We start from the raw sequence: 19,484 nt of genomic DNA on the forward strand, positions 1-19,484 counted from the left end.
CCGGTCTTGCAAGCTCTGGCTTGCCGTGTCAGCTTCGGGAAGCTGGGGCTTCCGAGTTCTATATTCCCAAGCTGGAGCTTGGGAGCGAGCGAAAAAGCTTTTTACGCTAGGGTTCTTCAAGTAAATCAACCATTTCTCGTGCGAAGATTTCATAATTTTTCCAACCCAACAACGAAATCACATCCCTCGCTAGAGATCGTGGATTATGATCTAGTCCGGCTAAATCAAGACCAAATTCCTGACCCAGAAGTTCTATGGACTGTTTTGTGTCCTTATTAAGATTGCCCGTTTCAAAATGAAGGGCTTGATTTCTGGCATACCAAATAATTTCCGAAAGTCTTTGGCTTCCTATGAGCCTTCCTTTTGTGAGCCTGATATTTTTTGGCCACGCCATAGAAATACACTGTTTGGATATTTGCAATATGGCTCCAGAAGCAGCAGCAGATGCCGTATTTATTAGAAGCAATGCCTCTCTGGCCTCTGCTGCTCTGCTATGAACGTAATTAAGACGCTCATCGTCATATTCCTCTATATGAGACCATCGCTCAAATTCATAAGAGTAATAATCAAACATTGGAGACAAGACTTTATGCTCCGCAGCTGCTTTTTCGTCAGCAGCAGCGATTGCTTGAAATAGTGCAAAAACAGTTGACTCAACCTTCGCGAGATAATCAATTGGCTTCATTTGATTTCATTCAGATAGCGAAATAACGAAAACCGCCCTAAAGTCATCCCACCGCCCGAACCTCCGCCAACCGCAACACCTCATCCCCCCACCAGAACCCCCGCCGCACTTCCCCGGTCACAACCCCGCTCCGCCCCGCCGCGTCGGCCTCGCGGTCCAGCTCCACCACCTTCATGGTATGCGGGTCCACCGGCTTGCCCAGCACCTCCATCGCTCGCACCTGCTGACGGGCCAGAAGCTCCTCCAAGCGCCGCAGCGTCATGCCCTGGCCTTCCCGGATGCTGTCGATGAAGCGCCGGTCCTCCGCCCGCGACTTGACGCCCGCCCAGCCCTTGACCGGCGTGTAATTCCCCAACGCCCCGGCCCCCGCCGACAGCCGGTCATGCACGTCCAGCAAGTCCAGCAACAGCGGGCGCAGCACGGCGCGGCGCAGGGTGGGCAATTCGCCCGAAAACTTCTCCACCGATTGTTCCAGCCCGGCCTGATTGTCCCGCAGCCAAGTCTGGACTTGCCGGAGATCATCCAGCGTGCTGCGGAACAAACGCGATTCGGTCTTGACCTCGGTGCGCAAGGCCGCAAGTTCGCTGAACAGCGAGAACAAATCGACCTGTCCGCTGCTGGCTTCCCCGGCGGAGGGCGAGGCGTCCAAATCGTCCAGATATTGCCGGAATTCCTCCAACAACCGGCTTTTGCTGGCCTCGTCCATCATGCGCCGGTCCCCTTGTGGGCGAGTTGTCCGGCCACGCCTTCGGCCAGGGCGGCTATCAGGGTGGCGGCGTCGGGCCGCTCGGTCTTGCCCGGCTTGAGCGCCAGTTTAAGCAAGGCCGACACGTCGGGCTGGCCGCGATAAAACAGCCGGTATTGGCGGCGCTGCTTGTCGGTGGCGATGTGTTCATACGCCTCGCGGACGCGCCGGAACGCCTCGCCCTGCTGCTCCGGCGGGAATTCCCGCACCTTGCGGAGGTAAGCTTTCTTGATGGACTCGTCATCGGCGTCTTCGTCCACGCCGAGAATTTCGTAGGGGGTTTCCATGGGGTTTCCTTAACTTAGCGTTTCTTTTTGGGTTTCTTGCCGCCACCGGGCAGGGGGAATCCATCCAATATCTCGCTGGGGTCCATGTCCAAGCCCTCAAACAATTTGCCAAAAATCAGTTCCATCGCTTCCTTTTCCGATAGGTTCTGAAGCACCTCGGGAGAATGCTCGCCCAGCAGTTGTTTGGCCCGTTCTTCGGGCGTGAGCTGGTCGAGTGCTTCGAAGCGCTCGATGAAGCGCCGGGCGTCGCCCTCGTCGAGATCGTCCAGCGCCGACCCGCCGGGGAAGAAATTGTCGAAGTTCGGCAGCAGCGATTCCTCGTGCTTGCGCAGGAAGCCGTCGATCAAGGCCGTGGTGCGGCGGTCCTGGTCGTGGTGGGCGTGTTCCAGGTTCATTTGGAGCCGGAATTGGCCCATGGTGTCCAGCTTGGCGGCGTCGCCCTTGCATTTGGCGAACACTTCGAAATAGCTGAATATCGGCGGGAATTGGTTGCGCCGGTTGCCCTGCTTGGCGCACTCGGCCAGCAATTCGTACTGGCCCGCGTTGGCGAACCCCTCGCACAGGCCGATGAAATCGGTCTCGCTCAAGGCCGCCTGCTTGAAGCTCCGTTTCAGCATCGGCCCCAGCTTTTGCAGCACTTGCGCGATGGCCTGCCGGCCTTCGCCCTGATATTGGCCGAGCCGTTTGACCAGGGTCGCGAGTTCCGTCTTGTCGGGGACATGCTTCTTGTCCAAGGCTTCGGTGTAGCGCCCGGCGGTGGTGAGGTTCAAGTCCGCGCCCAGCGCCTCCATGGCCCATTGGAACCACGCCGCCACGCCACCGCCCGCCGCCGTCGAGGCCTCCCGCCACAATTCCCGGCACCGCTTGAGGTCGTCTTGCAGAAACGCCAGCACGCCCTCGGCATAGAGCAGGGCCGGGTTGCGTCGCTGTGGATCGAGCTGGCGGGCTTCGGCCAATTCCTGCGCCGCCGCGTCCAGTTTGTCCGACTTCAATTGCTTGCGGGCGTGGCCCAAGTGGGCTTCCAGCAGGTGGCGGCGGGCCTGGCTGTTGATGGGGTCGATGTCCAGCAAGCTCTTGGCGTAGCTGGCGGCTTTCTTGAACGCCTTGCGCCGCTGGGCCGATTGCATCGCCATCAGCAGCACGTCCGGGTCTTTTGGATATTGCTTGAGCGCCCGGTCCAGCCAGGCTTGGCTGGCCTTGGGGTCGTCGCCGTGATCGCGGAGTTCGATGAGCTTGAGATAGCTGGCCTTGTCGTCCGGGTCCAGCGCTAGGCTTTGCTCCAAATGCTTGATGGCCAAATGGGGCATCTCCGGTTCCGCGAACTCGGCGATATGGCGATGGATCAAGGCTTGAGTCAGCGGTTGCCGGGCACCTTCCGGGGCGGCGTTCAGTTCGTGAAGGCAGGATAGCCAATTGTCCTCGGCGTCCCCGTAGTAGCGGGCGTTTTCTTCGTGCAAGGCTTGCAGGCGATAGTAGTCGAACCGCGACAGCTTGCCGTAGGCCCGCTCATACACGGGAATGGCGTCCGGGCAGTCCACCAACGCGGCGAGGCAGAAGCGGCGGCTGGCGTTGTCGCCCAATTCGTTCCGGTAGCGCAGCACCGTTTCCAGCAAGGGCCGGGCGCCCTTGGCCTGGGCGGCTTTCTGAATGTCCCGTTGCAGGGCGAGTTGCGCCTTGCCGTAGCCTTTCAGTTTGTCGATGACGGCCCGCTGCTTGGCGGCGAGGGCGAGATAACTGGCCGCTTCGGGCCGGGGCGCTTCCGCCTGTTCGGCCAGGGCCACGGCGAGGCTGCGACAGGCCGAGTCGGCGTCGACCCGCTCCAGCGCTTCCTGCGCGGCGGCGGGATTTTGCTCCAGGGTCAGCAAGCCTTTCAGCAAGGGCCGCAGGTTCCGGTACGGCGAGCGGGACGAGAACTGGCGCAGGCAGTCCTCGACCTCGGCGTCCCGCTGGGCCGAATAGGCGGCGATGGCTTGTTTCGCCAAGGCTTGTTGCTTGACGATGGTGTGGTCCTTGGGCAGGGCGTTGAGCAGCTTGTCGTTGCCCAACGCCAGCAGGGCCACCGCTTCCAGCAGGCGTCGGCCTTCCGGGGATTGGAGCGCCGCTTCGGGCGCCGCCGCCAAGGCGGGACCGAGCTTGGCGGTTTGATTGGCTTGCAGCAGCCAGCCCAGATATTCGGCGGAGGGCGGGAGGTTCGGATGGAACCCGGCGTGGTTCTCCCACAGCAGGGCGGCCTCCTGGAACATGGCCTTGCCCGCCACCTCCCGCGCCCGTCCCAGATAGGCTTCCGCCAGCCTTTCTTCCCAGTCGCGGCGCTTTTCCCGCTTGAGCAGGTCTTTGAGCAGGACGATGGCGTCCTTGTAGGACCGGCCCTTCAGGGCGCGGAGGGCGGCGGCTTCGAGTTCCGGGATGGGTTTGGGTGGGGAGGATTTGGCTTTCATCTAGGCTAAGCGGGTGTTGGACGAGTGGACAGGAATTATCGCAGTCACGGCGCGGGCGATAAACCGATAACGGACGGTTTTGGGCTGGGTCCGTGTTATTACGGGGCAAATTTAAAGAAGCGCCTCTCGCCGCTTGGAGCATGTGAGCCATATTGGTCATATTGGATGGCAAAACGGATGAAGCCGAGCTTAGGTATGCCTTCAAGCAAAAATGCACTAAGTGATACACTCGCTTGCATGAAAAGAGTATTTAAAACCCGCTATTTCCAGCGTTGGATGCGTAAAACGGAATTGACCGACGCCATGCTCTGCAACGCCGTTTTTGAAATGGAGCGAGGGCTGATTGGCGCAGAACTGGTGGGGGCGTGGTCAAGAAGCGTGTCGCCCTGCCTGGAAAGGGAAAAAGCGGAAGCAGCGCACTCTGGTGGCGACGAATCGGGGCGACCGTTGGTTCTTCGTGTTTGGTTTCGAAAAGAGCCAGCGAGCCAATATCGGCGACAATGACTTGATGGCTCTGCGGACCCTTGCCCATGATCTGTTAAGACTCTCACCAGAACAACTCAATGACCGCGTCGGGAATCAATCGCTATGGGAGATTTGCCACCATGACAAACCACACTGGGAAGGCCAGCCGGATTCTGGAGGCGGTGCATGAGACCGCCCGCGACCTGCACGAAGCCGGGTTTATCGACAAGCGGCATATGCGGGAGTACGACGCCTTATACCTCACCCCCGTCGGGGATTATTCCGCCGAGGACATCCGCGCCCTGCGCGAGCGTAATCAAATTAGCCAAGCCGTCTTGGCCTCGCTGCTCAACACCAGCCTATCGACGGTTCGGCAGTGGGAAATTGGCGTGAAGCATCCGAGTGGCCCATCACTCAAACTGCTGGATTTGCTGGACCGCAAGGGCTTAGAGGTTTTGATTTGAGGATGGAAAGTCCCGGCACCCCGCGTCGCCGATCTATTGACCCGCCGCTGGCTCCACCACGAACGCCCCGCGCAGCATCCCCATCCAGCAGCTAAAGCTGATGACGCCCGGCTTGTCCGGGGTGAATTCGACGCGGTTCTCGCCCAGCTTAAGATCGAGTTCGAGGCTTAGCGCCGGGACCACCAGCCGACGGTTGCAATAGGTGAGTTCCTTGACCTCGATGAGCCATTCCACCGGCACGCCCTGCTTCAACACGAAGCGGTTCGGCGCGTAGCCCTGGCCGGTCACGGCCATGCGGATGGTTTGCCGGTCTCCCCACGCCGGCAGGGTGATGTTCTCCCGCGCTTGCTCCCAGCGCATCGCAGCCAGGGCGCCGAGGCTGCGGAAGTCGTAGCCGGAGCCGGACAGCAGCAAGCCCCGGTTCAGCATGATGAGTCCCAAGGCCACCACCAGCAGGGCGGAGACCTTCAGCAGGCCGTGGGTGATCCGCCCCGAAATGGCCCCGGCCAGAAGGCCAAAGCCGAGCATCAGCGGCAGGGTGCCCAACCCGAACACCAGCAGCAACACAGCGCCTTCCGTGAGGCTGCCGGTGCCGGCGGCCATCACGTACATGGCCTGCAACGGGCCGCAGGCGATCATCAGGCCGTTGAGCAGGCCGATGGCGAACGGGCCACGGTGCTTGCGCGACTCCCGCCCAAGGAACCGGCTCAGCCAGCGGGGCATATGCAGGCCGATCCGGTGCAGCGCCGGGAACCAATCCAGCATGTTGATACCGAACAGGACCAAAAACGCCCCGGCCCCGGCGGCGGCGTAGCCCCGGATTTCCGGCGTGAAGGCGATGACCGAGCCGAGCAGCCCGAAGGCGCCGCCAATCAGGGTGTAGGACAGCACCTTGGCGAACCCATACAGGGCATGGGGCAGAACCAGTCGGCGCCGACCCCGGCCCAGCGCGGCCTCGCGGGCGGTGTAGCCCACCACGAAGCCGCCGCACATGCCCACGCAGTGGAAGCCGGTGAGCAGTCCCACCAGGAACAGCAGGCCATAGCTCATGCCCCGCTCGAATTGCGGCACGTCGATACGGTTCGCCAGGGTTTCGCCCTCGACCAGCAGCCAGCCTATCGCCGCCAGCGCGGCCAATAGACCCAGCAACCGGCTCAGGGTGGGCAGCCAGGAGCGCCGGGGCCGCTGCGCCCCGCAGGTATAGCCCTCGTTCTTCACCGTCGCGGCGATCTGGGCGAGGTCGGTCCGCGATAGGTCGAAATTGACCTGGAGCGTACCGGCCTGATAGTTGGCCTTGGCCTTGCGCACCCCCGGCAGCCTGCCGACGGCTTGCTCGATGACGGTCTCGCAGCCCTCGCAATGCATGTCGCCGATGCTGAGCTTTCGGGTGCGCATGACCATGGGGGAAGTGACCTTAGTTGGGGGGATGGCTGGAAAATGGGTGCCTATATTAGCGGGCGGTGATGCTTGGGCGCTATGGGAACGAGCGCGAGAGGGAGGAGGGGCCAAATGCGTAAGTCCTAAAATTTGTTGCGTTGGCGGGGGCTGTCCGGTTCGTTCCCCGCAATCCCCCGAAGCCATACTCCCTTCCCCCAACTTCCACCCCATTCAACCGGGCTGGCATAATGGGTCCGCGCCGCCGCCCGGATTCCCCGCTTCCCGCTCTTCCCCATCGGCGTCGGCGCTCACAAGGATGTTTCCCGCCACTCAAGGAGGCTAGTCATGGCAAAGCTCAAGGATTTATTGGACAGCGACATCATCAAGGGCATAGGCATAGGCGTGGGCGTCGCCGCCGCTGGCTTGGTGTTGTTTCCGGCGCTGCGGCCCGCCGCCCGCGCCGCGATCAAAAGCGGCATCCTGCTGGCGGAGAAGGGCCGCGAGTGGATGGCCGTGGCGGGCGAAGAGTTCGATGATTTGGTGGCCGAAGTCCGGGCGGAACTGGCCGAGACGGAATTCGTGGACGTCGAGGACATGGGCGAAGCCGTCGAAGAAGCGGCGGGAGCCGAGGTGATGGAGCCGCAAGGCTAGGCCCATCCGGCTCCCGAACCAATTATCGGGGCACGGCGCCGCCCTCCCTTGTCAGGTCGCCGTGCCCGAATCGCCGGGCACCGACACGGGCCGGGAGAATCAGCTCAGGCGCAGGTGCAGGGGGCTTTTGCGCGGGAAGTGGGCCTTGAGGAACTCCATCTGGTCGGACAACACCCGGCGCCCCTGCAAATAAACATACTCGGCGTGGGTGGGCGCGAACGGGATGGCGAGCAGCTGCATCCCGGCCTGCTCGGGCGTCCGACCGGCCTTGTGGTTGTTGCAGCGCTTGCAGGCCGTCACCACGTTGCTCCACGCATCGCGGCCATTCTGGCTGATGGGCCGGACGTGGTCGCGGGATAGATCGCTATGATGGAACCGCTGGCCGCAGTACAGGCAAAGGTTGTTGTCGCGGCGGAACAGCGCGGGATTGCTGAGCGGCGGCACGTAGTTGGGGTCGGCGCCGTAGCCGTGGGTATAGCGATGGTGGGTGGCGATGATCGAATTGACCTCGATCACGCTGCGGTGGCCGGTCTTGGCGTTGATGCCGCCGCGCAGGGTATAAAGCGGGGTGCCGCAGCTATAGGCCACTTCACCCAGATGGTAGAGTTTCGCCGCCTCCTGGTAGCCTATCCATTCCAAAGGCATACCAGAGGCGTCGGTTCGCAATACCTGTAGATGGTAAATCTCCATGGTTCCTCCATTAAGCGTGGGCGATGGGTCGTTGTCATTGCGTGGCGGTTAAGGACGTGTCGATTCAAACTAGGCGTTACGCAGTTGCGGGATTTGTCCCCTCGCCCTCCGGGAGAGGGTTAGGGTGAGGGGATTGAAACATAAGGATTGCTGCCTTTTTGATCCCCTCATCCCAACGTTCTCCCTGGGGGAGAAGGAGCCAATCGCGCAACGCCTCTCAAAGTGGATCCAGGCCCGAGTTATGCACAGTTTATTCAATTTGCCTGTCAAGGGAAAACTTTGCATGGAGGGCGCCTTCTTGGCTGGGCAAGCCAAGCCCAAGTCATTGTTTCTGAATAAGATGAATTTTTGCCCACTTGTTTTGCAATTCGATGAAATCCTAACGCCCACGCCCACTTGGAGAGGCTTCCTACAGCCGATCCACAAACTTATCCACAGGAATTGTGGATAAGCGCCCCAAACGCCCAGCCGACGCGGCTTCCGGCCAGGGCGGACAAAGCCTTCATGGGGCGTCGATTTAGCATGGCGACCGTGCTGAAAATCGCGGTGCCGGTCCCGGTGCGACGGGCGTTCGATTACCTTCCGCCCGAGGCCGGGGACAGTGGAGCCTTGCGACCGGGCATGAGAATCGAGGTGCCCTTCGGGCGCGGCAAAAAAGTCGGGGTGCTGCTGGACGTGGTGGAAGAATCCGACCTCGATCCGGCCAAGCTCAAACCGGCCCTGGCCGTGCTGGACGAGGTGCCGCTGCTGTCCGACGCCGACCTCAAACTGCTGGCCTGGGCCAGCCGCTACTATCACTACCCCCTCGGCGAAGCGGTGGCGGCGGCCTTCAGCGCCACGCTCCGGCGGGGTGAGTCGGCCACGCCGGAAACCATCCGCCGCCTGTGCCCGGCGGGCCTCATCAGCCCGGACGCCGAAGATGCCGTCAAGCGGGCGCCCCGCCAATCCGCGTTACTACATAAATTGTGGGAAGCCCCCGAGGGTTTAACGCCCGCCGCGCTGGCCGAGTTGGACGGGAACTGGCGCAACACCGCCGCCGCCCTGGTCGGCAAAGGGTTGGCGGTTTGGCGGGAGTGCGCCGCCGCGCCGTTCACCGCCGCCGGAGCCGCGCCGCCGCCGACCCGATTACGGCTCAACGCCCACCAGGAAACCGCCGTCGCGGCGGTCACGGAAGCGCTGGGCGGGTACCGGGCCTTCTTGCTGGAAGGTGTCACCGGCAGCGGCAAGACCGAGGTGTATCTGCGGGTGGCGCAGGAAGTTCTGGCGCGGGGCGGGCAAACCATGATTCTCCTGCCGGAAATCAGCCTGACGCCGCAACTGGAGGCCCGCTTCCGCGCCCGGGTCGCAGCGCCCGTCGTCGTCTACCATTCCGCGCTCAACGACAACGAACGCCGCCGCGCTTGGCTCGCCATGCAGCGGGGCGAAGCGGCCATCCTGTTGGGCACCCGGTCGGCGGTGTTCACGCCCCTGCGCGCCCCCGGTCTGATCGTGCTGGACGAGGAACACGACACCTCGTTCAAGCAGCACGACGGCTTCCGCTACTCGGCGCGGGATGTGGCGGTGATGCGGGCCAATCTGCTCAATATCCCCGTGCTGCTGGGCTCGGCCACGCCCTCCCTGGAAACCCTGCACAACGCCCGGCTGGGCCGCTATCACTGGCTGCGTCTGCCGGAGCGGGCGGGCGGCGCGGCGGAGCCGACCTTCCGCCTGCTGGACATTCGCGGCCAGCGATTGACGGAGGGCATCTCCGGCCGCTTGGCCGCCGACATCAAGGAAACCCTGGCGCGGGGCGAGCAGGCGTTGTTATTCGTCAACCGGCGGGGGTTCGCCCCGACCCTGATTTGCCACGCTTGCGGCTGGGTGGCGCAGTGTCGGCATTGCGACGCCAACTTGGTCATCCATTACGGCGAACAGAAGCTGCGTTGCCACCATTGCGGGTTTGAGCAAGCTCTGGGGCGACAATGCGGGGATTGCAAGAAAGAGGAACTGCGTCCCTTGGGGCTGGGCACGGAGCGGATCGAAGCCGTGCTGGGGGAATTGTTCCCCGCCGCCCGCGTCGCCCGCATCGACCGGGACAGCACCCGCCGCAAGGGCCAGCTACAACGCTTGCTGGAAGATGTCTGCGCGGGCCGGATCGACCTGCTCATCGGCACCCAGATGCTTGCCAAGGGGCACCATTTCCCCGGCGTCACCCTGGTGGGCATCGTCGATGTGGATGCGGGTTTGTACAGCACCGATTTCCGCGCCGGGGAGCGCACCGCCCAACTCGTCATGCAGGTGGCGGGCCGGGCCGGGCGGGAGGAGCGTCCCGGCACGGTGGTCCTGCAAACCCGCCATCCCGAGCATCCCTTGCTGCGGCGCTTGGTGGGGAAGGGCTATCCCGCCTTCGCGGCGGCCACGGCGGAAGAGCGCGAGGCGGCCTTGCTGCCGCCTTACTCCCATCAAGCCTTGTGGCGGGCCGAGGCCAACCAGCCGGACGCGCCGCGCCTGTTTCTGCAGGGCGTCGCCGAGTTGGCCGGCCGGCTCGGCGTCCCGGCGCTGTTGGTGCTGGGTCCCGCGCCCGCGCCGCTGGCCCGGCGGGCGGGCTGGCACCGCTGGCAATTGCTGCTACAGTCGGAAAAGCGCGGCGTGCTGCACAACGCCATCGACCGGCTGCTGGCGTCCATCATGAACCTTGAGGAATCCAGGCGGGTGCGGTGGTCTATAGATGTGGACCCGGTGGATTTGTATTGAACCGGCCTAGGATGGGTGTAGCGCAGTGAAACCCATCACCTCAGGCTAGGGGCATGATGGGTTCCGCATGGCTCCACCCATCCTATAAGTTGCATCCATCCCACAAGCGATTCCCAAGAATAACGAGGCGCCCATGTTCCCCCTGCGCGATGAAAATCCCACCTTCCGCACGCCGCTGGCCGTCATCCTCATCCTCGGTCTCAATGTCGCCAGTTGGGCCTTGATCCAAGGCTTCGGCGGCGCCGAGCCGCTGGCCCGCTCCCTGTGCGAGTTGGGCCTGATTCCCGGCGATTTGTTCGGCGGCGTGCCCGCCGGGACCATCATCCCCTTGGGCAATAACATGGGCTGCGAACTGCACGGGACCGCGTCATTGCTCACCCTCGTCACCCACATGTTTTTGCATGGCGGCTGGTTCCACATCATCGGCAACATGTGGTTCCTGTGGGTGTTCGGCGACAACGTGGAAGACGCCATGGGCCCGGTGCGGTTCGTGGTGTTCTATCTGCTGTGTGGGCTGGTCGCCGCCGCCGCGCAGATCATGACCGCCCCCGACGCCGCGATTCCCATGGTGGGCGCGTCCGGGGCCATCGGTGGCGTGATGGGCGCCTATGCGTGGCTGTACCCCAAAGCCCAGATCAAGACGCTAATATTCCTGGGCATCTTCATCACCACGGTGGATGTACCGGCCATCGGCATGTTGGGCTATTGGTTCTTCATCCAACTCGCCGGGGGAATGCCCGCGCTGCAGGCCGCTGGCGGGGGCGTGGCGTTCTGGGCGCACATCGGGGGATTCCTGGCGGGGCTGATTCTGGTGGGACCGATGCGCCGGGCGGACTATCTGGCGGAGCATTTACGGCGGGGCAGGATGGGCTGGAGGCGGCGGTAGAGGAATATGGCCGAAAATAACTTCCCGAACTCCGCCGAAATGGGAAAGGTATTTCCGGCCAAATCCTAGGTTCTGTTGACGTAAGACTCTGTTGGCATAGAGGAAAATGGCGTTTTGAAACAGATGGTTAGCCGCGGCCCATAAAAAACGTGAGTCAGGGTAGGGTGGATAAGCGGAGCGCATCCGCCGCCTTGGTTGGGTGGATGCGCTTCGCTTATCCACCCTACGTCACTGATCTGGCCTCGCTTACGTCAACAGAACCTAGGCATTATTCGCTGCCCACGCAAACCTCGCCCTTCAACCGGTTGAAACTAATGGTCCAGCCATTGTCGAGGATGGTATAGGAGAGTCTGCCGCTACCGCCCGCATCCTGGAACTGTTCCGAACCGCCGATGAATACCTCGTCCTCATAACCTTCCTGAAGGTGAATATTGTCCAGGGCATACAGGCGGCCTATCGGATTTTCCCCGGAATATACGTTGAACAGAGTTATCACTAATTGCGAGGTAGGGGTGGGATTGGCGAGAAAAGCTGAAATTGTTTCGAACTCCACATCTTTCCCGCCAATCTTGGCCGGTATTTTGCCGTTGGAGGTATAGCAAACGCCGGAGAGATGGGGCAGATAATTCTGGAATTCGGGAATGCTGCCGCCGGTCAACTGCTCGAGGCCGACGCATCCATAGTTAAGCCCTATGGTAGCGTTCACCTTCTTTTGAACCATGATTTTCTTGCAATCCGGTTTGGCTTGGGCGGTGCCGAAAGACAAGATGACCGAGGCGGCGATTATGGTTGTCTTTGAGAGGAGATTCATTGCATTACCCTGGCTGATTGGTGTTGGCTAAATAGCTATCCATGCCCACTTCGCAGCCATGGCGGCTAAAAGCAAGCGGCACTGGAAGTTCCCTGGTGTGGAGCCATTGGCATAAGCATATTCCGCGCCACATGCGTAAGCGATTGTTGCCGCTATGGATTTATCTAAGGGCGAGGCGATTGGGAAGCCGCTTCGCGTCGCTGTGAGACGACACATGATCCCGCCCGGATGGTGAATCAAGGCAGGCGAATGGCGCCACCTAACACACCAAGGCAAACCGCCAGAATGGGTCGCCCGAACCCGACAGGGGACAGGGTGGGTGCGGACGCCATTTCCGGATTGGGCGGTTACAATGTCCGCCCTTTCCCGAAAGCCCACCATGAACCACGACGCCAATTCCGAAGCAAGGCAGAGCCGCTCATGGTCGGCCTCGCTGGAAAGCGGCGCCGGAACCGGGCGGGCTGATCGAGCCGGTCTTGTCGCAAACCTCGAAGCTCAACCTCTATCCCCTTAACCACCCCATGAAATCCAACCTCCTTCCCTGGCTGCTCATCCTCGCCTCGCTCGGCCTGTCCCTGTGGACCCGCTATTCGCTGGTGGAGCAAGCCGAATTTGGTTTCTTCTGCGACGGCGGCGGCGCGTCCTGGCTGTGTCCGGTGCGTTGGGCCATCGTGCAGAGCTTCAACAGCTATGGGCTAGGCTATTTCGCCCTGTTTTTGGGGCTGCTGGCGACAGTCACCCGCTCGGCAAGCGTCGCCTTGGCGGCGGGCGTGGTCGGGATGATGGGCCTAGTCCTTTACAACTGGGATTATTCGGCCCTGGGCTTCCTGCTCGGCGCGCTCGCCCTGGCGCGTGCGCAGTTCGAGGATTACCGGCATCAACACGGAACCGGCCAGCAGCAGGCATAAGCCCGCCCACACGATGGACTGCGGGTTGAGGTTGTCGGCCCAGCCCCACGGCTCGTGGGGCGAGGCAATCACATGCTCGGCGATGGCGATCCACGGGGCGGAAATCGCAATCCAACTGGCCAGCAGGATTTCCTCCAGGTCGGCGGTGCTTTTCCGGTCCAGCCAGGCCAACAGCGACAAGCCAACCGTCGGCACCGCGTAGAGCGCCACGGGGAAGTCCCGGTAGCGGCCATCGAACACCAGCAGCAGGCAGACCAAGGCCGCGCCGAACAAAAAGGCGAAGCGCAGGGCACCCAGAACACGGGCGGCGGCGACGTAGCTTTGATCGTTGCGCCTGGCCCAGCGCACCAGGGCGCTGACCGGGGCGAGTTGGGGCGGCTTGATCCCGCCCGCGCACCAGCCCGATACGGCCCGCCCGAATTGGAAGGTCGCCAGCACCAGCAGGGCCGCGTACAGCACCGTCACCGTCCATTCGCTCCAATTCCGGTTCGCCATCCACAGGTCGCGCCAGACCGCCAGATTGGCCCCGCCGCCCGCGACGCTGACGATGGCCAGCACGATGGCTTCGTCCGGGCCGTTTAAGGTTCTCCAGCGGCGCAAGAAGCCAACGAAGAATCCCGCCGCCGCGCACGCCGCCGCCAAGCTCCACGCGGGCGCCTCGGCCACCGGACCCTTGAACGGGAATTTCGGCTCGCCGAACCGATTGAACAAGCCCCAATAGCCGCCCACCGCGCCTTCCTGCTTGCGCTTCCAGTGCTGGTCGAAGGCTTCGATGACGTTGTAGGGGATTTTTTCCAGTTCCGCCCGCACCTCGAACTCGCGGATGAAGCGGGCCTGGTTCACCAGATTCGGCACGGCGCCCTGGCGCTGACGGCCATAGCTGGGCCAGCCGGTTTCGCCGATCATGATGTCCTTGCCCGGCAGGCGCGCCTTGACGTGCTGGTAGATGTGGCTGACGTGGCCGACGGCGTGTTCCACGGGCACCGGGCGGTCTTCCCAGTAGGGCAGGATATGCACGGTGATGTACGACACGGCGTCCGCCAAGTCGGCGTGGCGCAGCCAGAACTCCCACACGTCGGCGTAGGTGATGGGAATGTTTGGCACCGCCGCCCGCACCCGCTCGATATAGCCACGCAGGGCGGCGGGCGGTTGCTCGCCGCGCAGCAGGACTTCGTTGCCGACGATGATGCCCCGGATGGCGGACGGGTATTTCCGGGCGGTGTCGATGCCCTTGGTGATTTCCCGCTCGTTCTCGGCGGCGATGCGGCCGATCCAGATGCCCAGCAGCACCTTCATGCCGTGCTTTTCCGCGAGGCGGGGGGTTTCGTGCAAGCCCTGGCTGACCGAGTAGATGCGCACGCAGTCGAAGCGCTTGGAGAGCCGGGCGAGGTCGGCGTCGATGTGGTCGGCGTCGATGTAAAGGCTCTTGTCGAAGGGGGTGTGATTCTCTTGGTGGAAGGGCGCGTAGGACACGCAACTGAGGTGGTCGCTCAAGGCATCGACCAAGACCACCGGGCGGCTGGCCTGCCACCAATACAGCACCGACAAGGCGGCGCAGACCGTGAGAATAAGGGAAACCAAACCGGGTGTCGGGCGCATACCTTACGATTCCTGTGCCTACTAGACGGGGGGCGGATAATGTACCATAGGCGCTCATTTCCCTCGCCAGGGCCGCGTCCCGATCCCGTGGTTCAACGGTGCCCTGCGCTCCGAACGAATTCGAATCCAGAACAAATCAGAAGGTAGATTTTATGCAGAGTTGGAGCATCGCTTCCCCCCGCCACCGCAGATTATCCGGCGCGGGTCTGGCCTTGTTGATGGGCCTCGCGGCTTCGTCCGCGTGGGCGGAAAACGCCGCCGGGGCGAAACCCCAGGCCGCCGCGCCCGTTCCCGCCAAGGCCGCGCCGCCCGCCAAACCCCATCCCAAGTTCACCGGGCCGGCGGAATGCACCCGCACCGGGCAGCGGGTCATCGCCGCGTTGGCGCGTGACGATTCCGGGGCCGCCAGCCAGTTCCATACGTTCTACACCGCCTTCAAATGCCCGCCGCAGCATTTGGCCCAATCCTTTGGCTGTCTGGTCGGCTTACAGACCAAGAACCCCAGCATTTCCAACCCGTCGCCGGAGCAGGTGGCGCAATGCTGGAATGATCCCTCGACCATCCCCGAGGTGAAGCCGCCGCAGCCGGAGACGCCTCCGGCGGGCGAGGCGAAGTAGGTTCCGCCGCCGGGTATGAAAAAGGCCGCGTTTGCGGCCTTTTTTGTGTCTGTCCGCGGTCGATTGTTCCGTGGCTTCGATTGAGTCGTCTTCCCGCATCCTCTATGCTTGCCCAACCCCGTATCGACTGCGGACACACACCTTAATGAGGGCACCATGTACACAGTTTATAAGCTGAACGCCGACGAATTGAATGAGGATTTCCTGCAATCCATCAAGACGTTATTCCATAACAAGTCCATCGAAATTGCTGTGTGCGAGGCGGAAGCGGCGGACCAGGATGAAACGGATTATCTGCTTTGCGACCCTGCCAATCGCCAGCGCCTACTGGAAGCCATCGAAAACGCCCGGCATGGAAATGGATTGATGGAAGTGGATATGGGCGCCATATGAGGGTGGCTTTCGAGAGTGGTGCGTTCGCTGATTTTATGGAATGGTCTCAGCACGACCGCAAAACCCACCAGCGAATTGCCTCGCTCATCATGGATATTCTTCGTAATCCTTTTGCCGGCTTGGGGAAACCCGAACCCCTGAAGCATGAGTTAAAAGGTTATTGGTCCCGTCGCATCGACCAGGAACACCGTTTGGTTTATCGCATTGAGGGCGACGCGGTGATTATCGTCGCCTGCAAATACCACTACGAAAAATAGTGCCGCCCATCCCGCTCATCGGCATACCCCGGACAAAACACCGTTGCTCTGCCGCTGGCGGGTCTCCCGGAACACGGCAAGCCTGAGCTTGCAAGACCGGGGTTCCTAAGCCGGAACGCGGGAGTCCGCGCCCTAATCTCCGCTTCCCTTCCCCCCCACCTATACCGCCGTATAGAATCCCCGCGTCCCCGTGACCCGTTCCCAACAAAAACCCAACCTCCAGCCATGCGCCTAATCATCCTCTCCACCGCCCTCATCGCCGCCCTGCTGCAAGTCGCCGTGTGGCACGTCGTGCAGCGCGCCGCCGAGCCGCCTGATTTCGCCAGCAAGATCGCCTCCTTGTCCCTGGCCTACGAGCCGACGACCCCGCCCTTCCACGGTGTCGAGCCGAAGCTCGAAGACATCGACCGCGACCTCAAGCTCATCGCCGAGGTGGCGAAGAAGGTCCGCATCTACACCGTCGCGGGCAGCCTGGCCGAAGTCCCTAAGCTGGCGCAGAAATACAACCTCGACGTGACCCTGGGGGCCTGGCTCAACGACGAGCACGACGCCGTCGGCAACCCGATTCCCGGCGTTCGGGAGGGCAACCTGAAGGAGCTGGAAACGGCCCTCCGGCTGGCGCGGGAAAACTGGAACGTCCGCGAAGTGATGGTGGGCAACGAGGTCATGCTGCGGGCGCGGATGGAATACCCGGACGTGAAGGACGGAACCTCCGGCCAATTGAAGCTGTCGCCGGAAGCCCAGTTGCGCTTCAACGGCTTGGTGGACTACCTCCGCCAGGCCAAGGGGCAGATCACCAAGCCCATTTCCACCAGCGAAGGCTGGAGCGATTGGGCCTTCCTGCCGGAACTGGCCAAGGAGGTGGATTTCATCACCACCCACAACCTGCCGTTCTGGGAACAGGTCCGGGCCGACCGGGCGAAAAAATACGCGATGGAAAAGTACGACGTGCTGCGCGGGATGTACCCCGGCAAGCGGGTGCTGGTGGGCGAATTCGGCTGGCCCAGTCAGGGCTACAACCGCATGTCCGCCGTGCCCAATCCGCTCAAGCAGGCCCAGGTGGTGCGGGAATTCCTCATCGAAGCGGAGCAGCGCGGCGTCGATTACAACATCGTCGAAGCCTTCGACCAGCCCTGGAAAACCTTCGAGGGCAGCAACGCAGGGCCGTACTGGGGCATTTATGACAGCGACCGCAACCCCAAATTCAAGCTGACCGGGCTGGTGCAGAAGGAGCGCCCCTGGATGCCCGTGGGCGGCGTGGTCATCGGCACCTTCATCGGCATCTGGGGCTTGTCGCGGCGGCGGCCCACCTTCGGCCACGCCCTGTCCTACACCCTGGCGGCCAACGCCATCGGCGCGGGCATCATGTCCGCCGCCGCCTATCCGTTCGAGTATTACCTCAACGCCGGGCTGTGGATCATGTGGGCCATCGGCTTTTTGATGATGTTGCCGCTGGCTATCATCACCCTCGCCAAAATCCACGAAATCGCCGAAGTCTTATTGGGCCACGAGCCGGTGCGCCTGATAGAACCAAATCGCCCCAAGCCGCCGCTGCCCGATCCGGCCCCGCTGGTGTCCATCCACGTCCCGGCCTACAAGGAACAGCCGGAGATGTACAAGGCCACCCTGGACAGCATGGCGAAGCTGGATTACCCGCGCTTCGAGGTGCTGGCCGTCGTCAACAACACCACGGACGAGTATTACTGGAAGCCGATTGAAGAGCATTGCGCGAAGCTCGGCGCGAATTTCAAGTTCGTGTACCTGCCGAAGGTGTCCGGCTTCAAGGCGGGCGCGCTGAACATGGCGCTGGACCGGATGGACCCGGACGCCGCCGTCATCGCCGTGGTGGACGCGGATTATCAGGTGCATCCCAACTGGTTGAAGGATTTGGTGCCTTGGTTCAATGACCCGCAGGTCGCCATCATCCAGGCGCCGCAGGACCACCGCGACGGCGACGAAAACCTCTTGAAGACCATCATGAACGCCGAGTACGCCGGTTTCTTTGACATCGGCATGGTGCAGCGTAACGAGGACAACGCCATCATCGCCCACGGCACCATGCTGATGGTGCGGCGCTCGGCCTTCGACGAGGCGGGCGGCTGGGCCACCGACACCATCGTGGAGGACACCGAGCTAGGCTTGCGGCTCATGGCCCGTGGCCTCCACGCCCACTACACCCGCGAGCGCTACGGCTGGGGCGTGCTGCCCGATACCTTTCTGGCCTTCAAGACCCAGCGCCACCGCTGGGCCTACGGCGCCATGCAGATCATCCGCAAGCACTGGCGGCATGTGCGGCCTAGCTCCACCACGCTGACCCGGCAGCAGAAGTACCACTTCGTCACCGGCTGGGCGTACTGGTTCTCCGACGCGGTGGGCTGCGCCATTTCCTTCCTCAACCTGATCTGGGTGCCGCTCATCATCCTGGCGGAACTGGCCTTCCCGGCGGTGTCGCTGACCGTGCCGGTGCTGACGGCGGTGGTGGTCAATATCATCCATGCCTGGGCGCTGTACGTCCGCCGCGTGCGCATCCCCAAGCGGCAAATCGCCGGGGCCGCGCTGGCCGCTATGAGCCTGCAATACACCGTGGGCCGGGCGGTGATCGAGGGCATGATTACCGACAACCTGGCCTTCAAAGTCACCGAAAAAGGCGGCGCCGCCAAGAAGAAGAAGGCCGACAAGCCCGCCCAGACCGAGACGGTGATGGGTTTGTTGCTGCTGAGCGGGGCCATCTGGCTGTGGCTCGCCAACCAGTTCAGCGTGTACGAGCAATCGCTGTTCGCGTTGACGGTGCTGATTCAAAGCATCCCGTTCCTCTGCACCACGGCCATGAGCCTGATCGAGGAATACCAGAACTGGAAGGCGGCGCGGGCCTTGCCAGCGGGGGGCGAGGCGGAGGCATTGTCGGCGGAAGGACCGGCGAAGTGATTGGATAGGATGGGCGGGCAGCCGTAGGCTGGGTTGGGGCACGAAACCCAGCCTACTCACCCGGCAAAATTGCTGGATTTCGTGCCTCAATTCAGTGATGTAGGTCAGGCTTTAGCCTGATCCTCCAGCCCTTTCCAAGTGCAAAAATAACCTTTTAAATCAATTGGTTGAAAGGCAAATTTTTCTACGCCGAAGCGTAAGGTGCTGCTAATGCTGACACAGGCAATAGCAAAATCATGGGCTTACATAACCTGATTTCGCCAACTCGGTAAACCACTTTGAAATGGCTGGCCTGATCCTCCCCGGCGTCGGGCTAAAGCCCGACCTACATCACACCTACCATCAAGGTGAAAATGCTCTTAGATCAAATGGGCCACTTTGAGCAGGACGCCAATGATGAGCGTGCTTTGCAAGAGACCGACGCCCACCACCCAGCGGATTAGATCGGCGCGGGTTTCGGCGATTTTCACCTCGACCGTGCGGATTTCCTTCTGTAGCCGCAATTCGACTTCCTTGATCTCCAGCCGGACGCCCTCGATCTCCTTGCGCAGCT

Annotated in this window: 19 protein-coding genes and 1 pseudogene; 11 read left to right on the plus strand and 9 right to left on the minus strand. The window is 62.2% G+C overall.

The window, feature by feature from the left end; genetic code table 11:
* Positions 1-106: 106 nt before the first annotated feature.
* From ACXWUF_RS05090 to ACXWUF_RS05105, 4 genes are read right to left on the minus strand one after another with little or no spacing between them, the layout of a single operon-like run.
* Positions 107-685: a hypothetical protein gene (locus ACXWUF_RS05090; protein WP_458493582.1), complete on the minus strand. Its 579-nt coding sequence runs from the start codon at positions 683-685 to the stop codon at positions 107-109.
* Between the two features lie 43 nt (positions 686-728).
* A complete protein-coding gene (locus ACXWUF_RS05095; protein WP_458493583.1) occupies positions 729-1,394 on the minus strand; it encodes a nucleotide exchange factor GrpE in 666 nt (221 codons plus the stop codon).
* Positions 1,391-1,717: a J domain-containing protein gene (locus ACXWUF_RS05100; RefSeq protein WP_458493584.1), complete on the minus strand. Its 327-nt coding sequence runs from the start codon at positions 1,715-1,717 to the stop codon at positions 1,391-1,393. Before ACXWUF_RS05100 ends, ACXWUF_RS05095 begins: the two co-directional genes overlap by 4 nt.
* 14 nt (positions 1,718-1,731) lie before the next feature.
* Positions 1,732-4,155, minus strand: a complete 2,424-nt coding sequence (locus tag ACXWUF_RS05105) for a tetratricopeptide repeat protein (RefSeq protein WP_458493585.1) — start codon at positions 4,153-4,155, stop codon at positions 1,732-1,734.
* A 177-nt stretch (positions 4,156-4,332) separates the two neighbouring features.
* On the opposite strand from ACXWUF_RS05105, the gene ACXWUF_RS05110 reads away from it, so the two are divergent.
* The 3 genes from ACXWUF_RS05110 to ACXWUF_RS05120 are packed head-to-tail and all read left to right on the plus strand — an operon-like array spanning position 4,333 to position 5,084.
* Positions 4,333-4,659: a type II toxin-antitoxin system RelE/ParE family toxin gene (locus tag ACXWUF_RS05110; protein WP_458493586.1), complete on the plus strand. Its 327-nt coding sequence runs from the start codon at positions 4,333-4,335 to the stop codon at positions 4,657-4,659.
* Complete coding sequence (locus ACXWUF_RS05115) at positions 4,580-4,810, plus strand: type II toxin-antitoxin system RelE/ParE family toxin (protein WP_458493587.1); 231 nt, start codon at positions 4,580-4,582, stop codon at positions 4,808-4,810. Before ACXWUF_RS05110 ends, ACXWUF_RS05115 begins: the two co-directional genes overlap by 80 nt.
* Positions 4,761-5,084, plus strand: a complete 324-nt coding sequence (locus ACXWUF_RS05120) for a helix-turn-helix domain-containing protein (protein WP_458493588.1) — start codon at positions 4,761-4,763, stop codon at positions 5,082-5,084. The genes ACXWUF_RS05115 and ACXWUF_RS05120 overlap by 50 nt, the downstream gene beginning before the upstream one ends.
* 33 nt (positions 5,085-5,117) lie before the next feature.
* On the opposite strand, the gene ACXWUF_RS05125 is transcribed toward ACXWUF_RS05120, so the two are convergent.
* A complete protein-coding gene (locus ACXWUF_RS05125; RefSeq protein ID WP_458493589.1) occupies positions 5,118-6,479 on the minus strand; it encodes an urease accessory protein UreH domain-containing protein in 1,362 nt (453 codons plus the stop codon).
* Positions 6,480-6,806: 327 nt separating this feature from the next.
* Here ACXWUF_RS05125 and ACXWUF_RS05130 point away from each other — a divergent pair, with 327 nt between their 5' ends.
* On the plus strand, positions 6,807-7,112 hold the full coding sequence (locus ACXWUF_RS05130) for a DUF5132 domain-containing protein (RefSeq protein WP_458493590.1): 306 nt from the start codon (positions 6,807-6,809) through the stop codon (positions 7,110-7,112).
* Positions 7,113-7,211: 99 nt separating this feature from the next.
* Here ACXWUF_RS05130 and ACXWUF_RS05135 read toward each other — a convergent pair whose 3' ends face one another.
* A complete protein-coding gene (locus ACXWUF_RS05135) occupies positions 7,212-7,802 on the minus strand; it encodes an HNH endonuclease (protein ID WP_458493591.1) in 591 nt (196 codons plus the stop codon).
* Between the two features lie 504 nt (positions 7,803-8,306).
* On the opposite strand from ACXWUF_RS05135, the gene ACXWUF_RS05140 reads away from it, so the two are divergent.
* Together ACXWUF_RS05140 and ACXWUF_RS05145 are read left to right on the plus strand one after the other, a co-directional pair.
* Positions 8,307-10,535 carry a primosomal protein N' gene (locus tag ACXWUF_RS05140; RefSeq protein WP_458493592.1) on the plus strand — a complete coding sequence of 743 codons (2,229 nt, stop codon included), beginning with the start codon at positions 8,307-8,309 and terminating at the stop codon, positions 10,533-10,535.
* Positions 10,536-10,668: 133 nt separating this feature from the next.
* Positions 10,669-11,421, plus strand: a complete 753-nt coding sequence (locus tag ACXWUF_RS05145) for a rhomboid family intramembrane serine protease (RefSeq protein WP_458493593.1) — start codon at positions 10,669-10,671, stop codon at positions 11,419-11,421.
* Between the two features lie 268 nt (positions 11,422-11,689).
* Here ACXWUF_RS05145 and ACXWUF_RS05150 read toward each other — a convergent pair whose 3' ends face one another.
* Entirely contained in the window at positions 11,690-12,232 is a 543-nt protein-coding gene (locus tag ACXWUF_RS05150) for a hypothetical protein (RefSeq protein WP_458493594.1), read from the minus strand.
* A gap of 476 nt (positions 12,233-12,708) precedes the next feature.
* Here ACXWUF_RS05150 and ACXWUF_RS05155 point away from each other — a divergent pair, with 476 nt between their 5' ends.
* Positions 12,709-13,140, plus strand: coding sequence for a hypothetical protein (locus ACXWUF_RS05155; protein WP_458493595.1), 432 nt, complete (start codon positions 12,709-12,711; stop codon positions 13,138-13,140).
* Here ACXWUF_RS05155 and ACXWUF_RS05160 read toward each other — a convergent pair.
* Entirely contained in the window at positions 13,021-14,739 is a 1,719-nt protein-coding gene (locus ACXWUF_RS05160) for a glycoside hydrolase family 17 protein (RefSeq protein ID WP_458493596.1), read from the minus strand. The two genes, ACXWUF_RS05155 and ACXWUF_RS05160, sit on opposite strands and share 120 nt — an antisense overlap.
* 152 nt (positions 14,740-14,891) lie before the next feature.
* Here ACXWUF_RS05160 and ACXWUF_RS05165 point away from each other — a divergent pair, with 152 nt between their 5' ends.
* The 4 genes from ACXWUF_RS05165 to ACXWUF_RS05180 all read left to right on the plus strand — a co-directional run bounded on the left by ACXWUF_RS05165 (position 14,892) and on the right by ACXWUF_RS05180 (position 18,931).
* Complete coding sequence (locus ACXWUF_RS05165) at positions 14,892-15,356, plus strand: hypothetical protein (RefSeq protein WP_458493597.1); 465 nt, start codon at positions 14,892-14,894, stop codon at positions 15,354-15,356.
* A 156-nt stretch (positions 15,357-15,512) separates the two neighbouring features.
* The gene (locus ACXWUF_RS05170) at positions 15,513-15,749 is read left to right on the plus strand and encodes a hypothetical protein (RefSeq protein ID WP_458493598.1); all 237 of its coding nucleotides are present in this window, start codon (positions 15,513-15,515) and stop codon (positions 15,747-15,749) included.
* The gene (locus ACXWUF_RS05175) at positions 15,746-16,006 is read left to right on the plus strand and encodes a Txe/YoeB family addiction module toxin (protein WP_458493599.1); all 261 of its coding nucleotides are present in this window, start codon (positions 15,746-15,748) and stop codon (positions 16,004-16,006) included. The genes ACXWUF_RS05170 and ACXWUF_RS05175 overlap by 4 nt, the downstream gene beginning before the upstream one ends.
* Positions 16,007-16,231: 225 nt before the next feature.
* The gene (locus ACXWUF_RS05180) at positions 16,232-18,931 is read left to right on the plus strand and encodes a glycosyltransferase (protein WP_458493600.1); all 2,700 of its coding nucleotides are present in this window, start codon (positions 16,232-16,234) and stop codon (positions 18,929-18,931) included.
* Between the two features lie 359 nt (positions 18,932-19,290).
* Here ACXWUF_RS05180 and ACXWUF_RS05185 read toward each other — a convergent pair.
* Positions 19,291-19,484: pseudogene (locus ACXWUF_RS05185) on the minus strand (DUF1640 domain-containing protein); the annotation flags it as partial.

The sequence above is a fragment of the Methylomagnum sp. genome, from assembly GCF_054333355.1.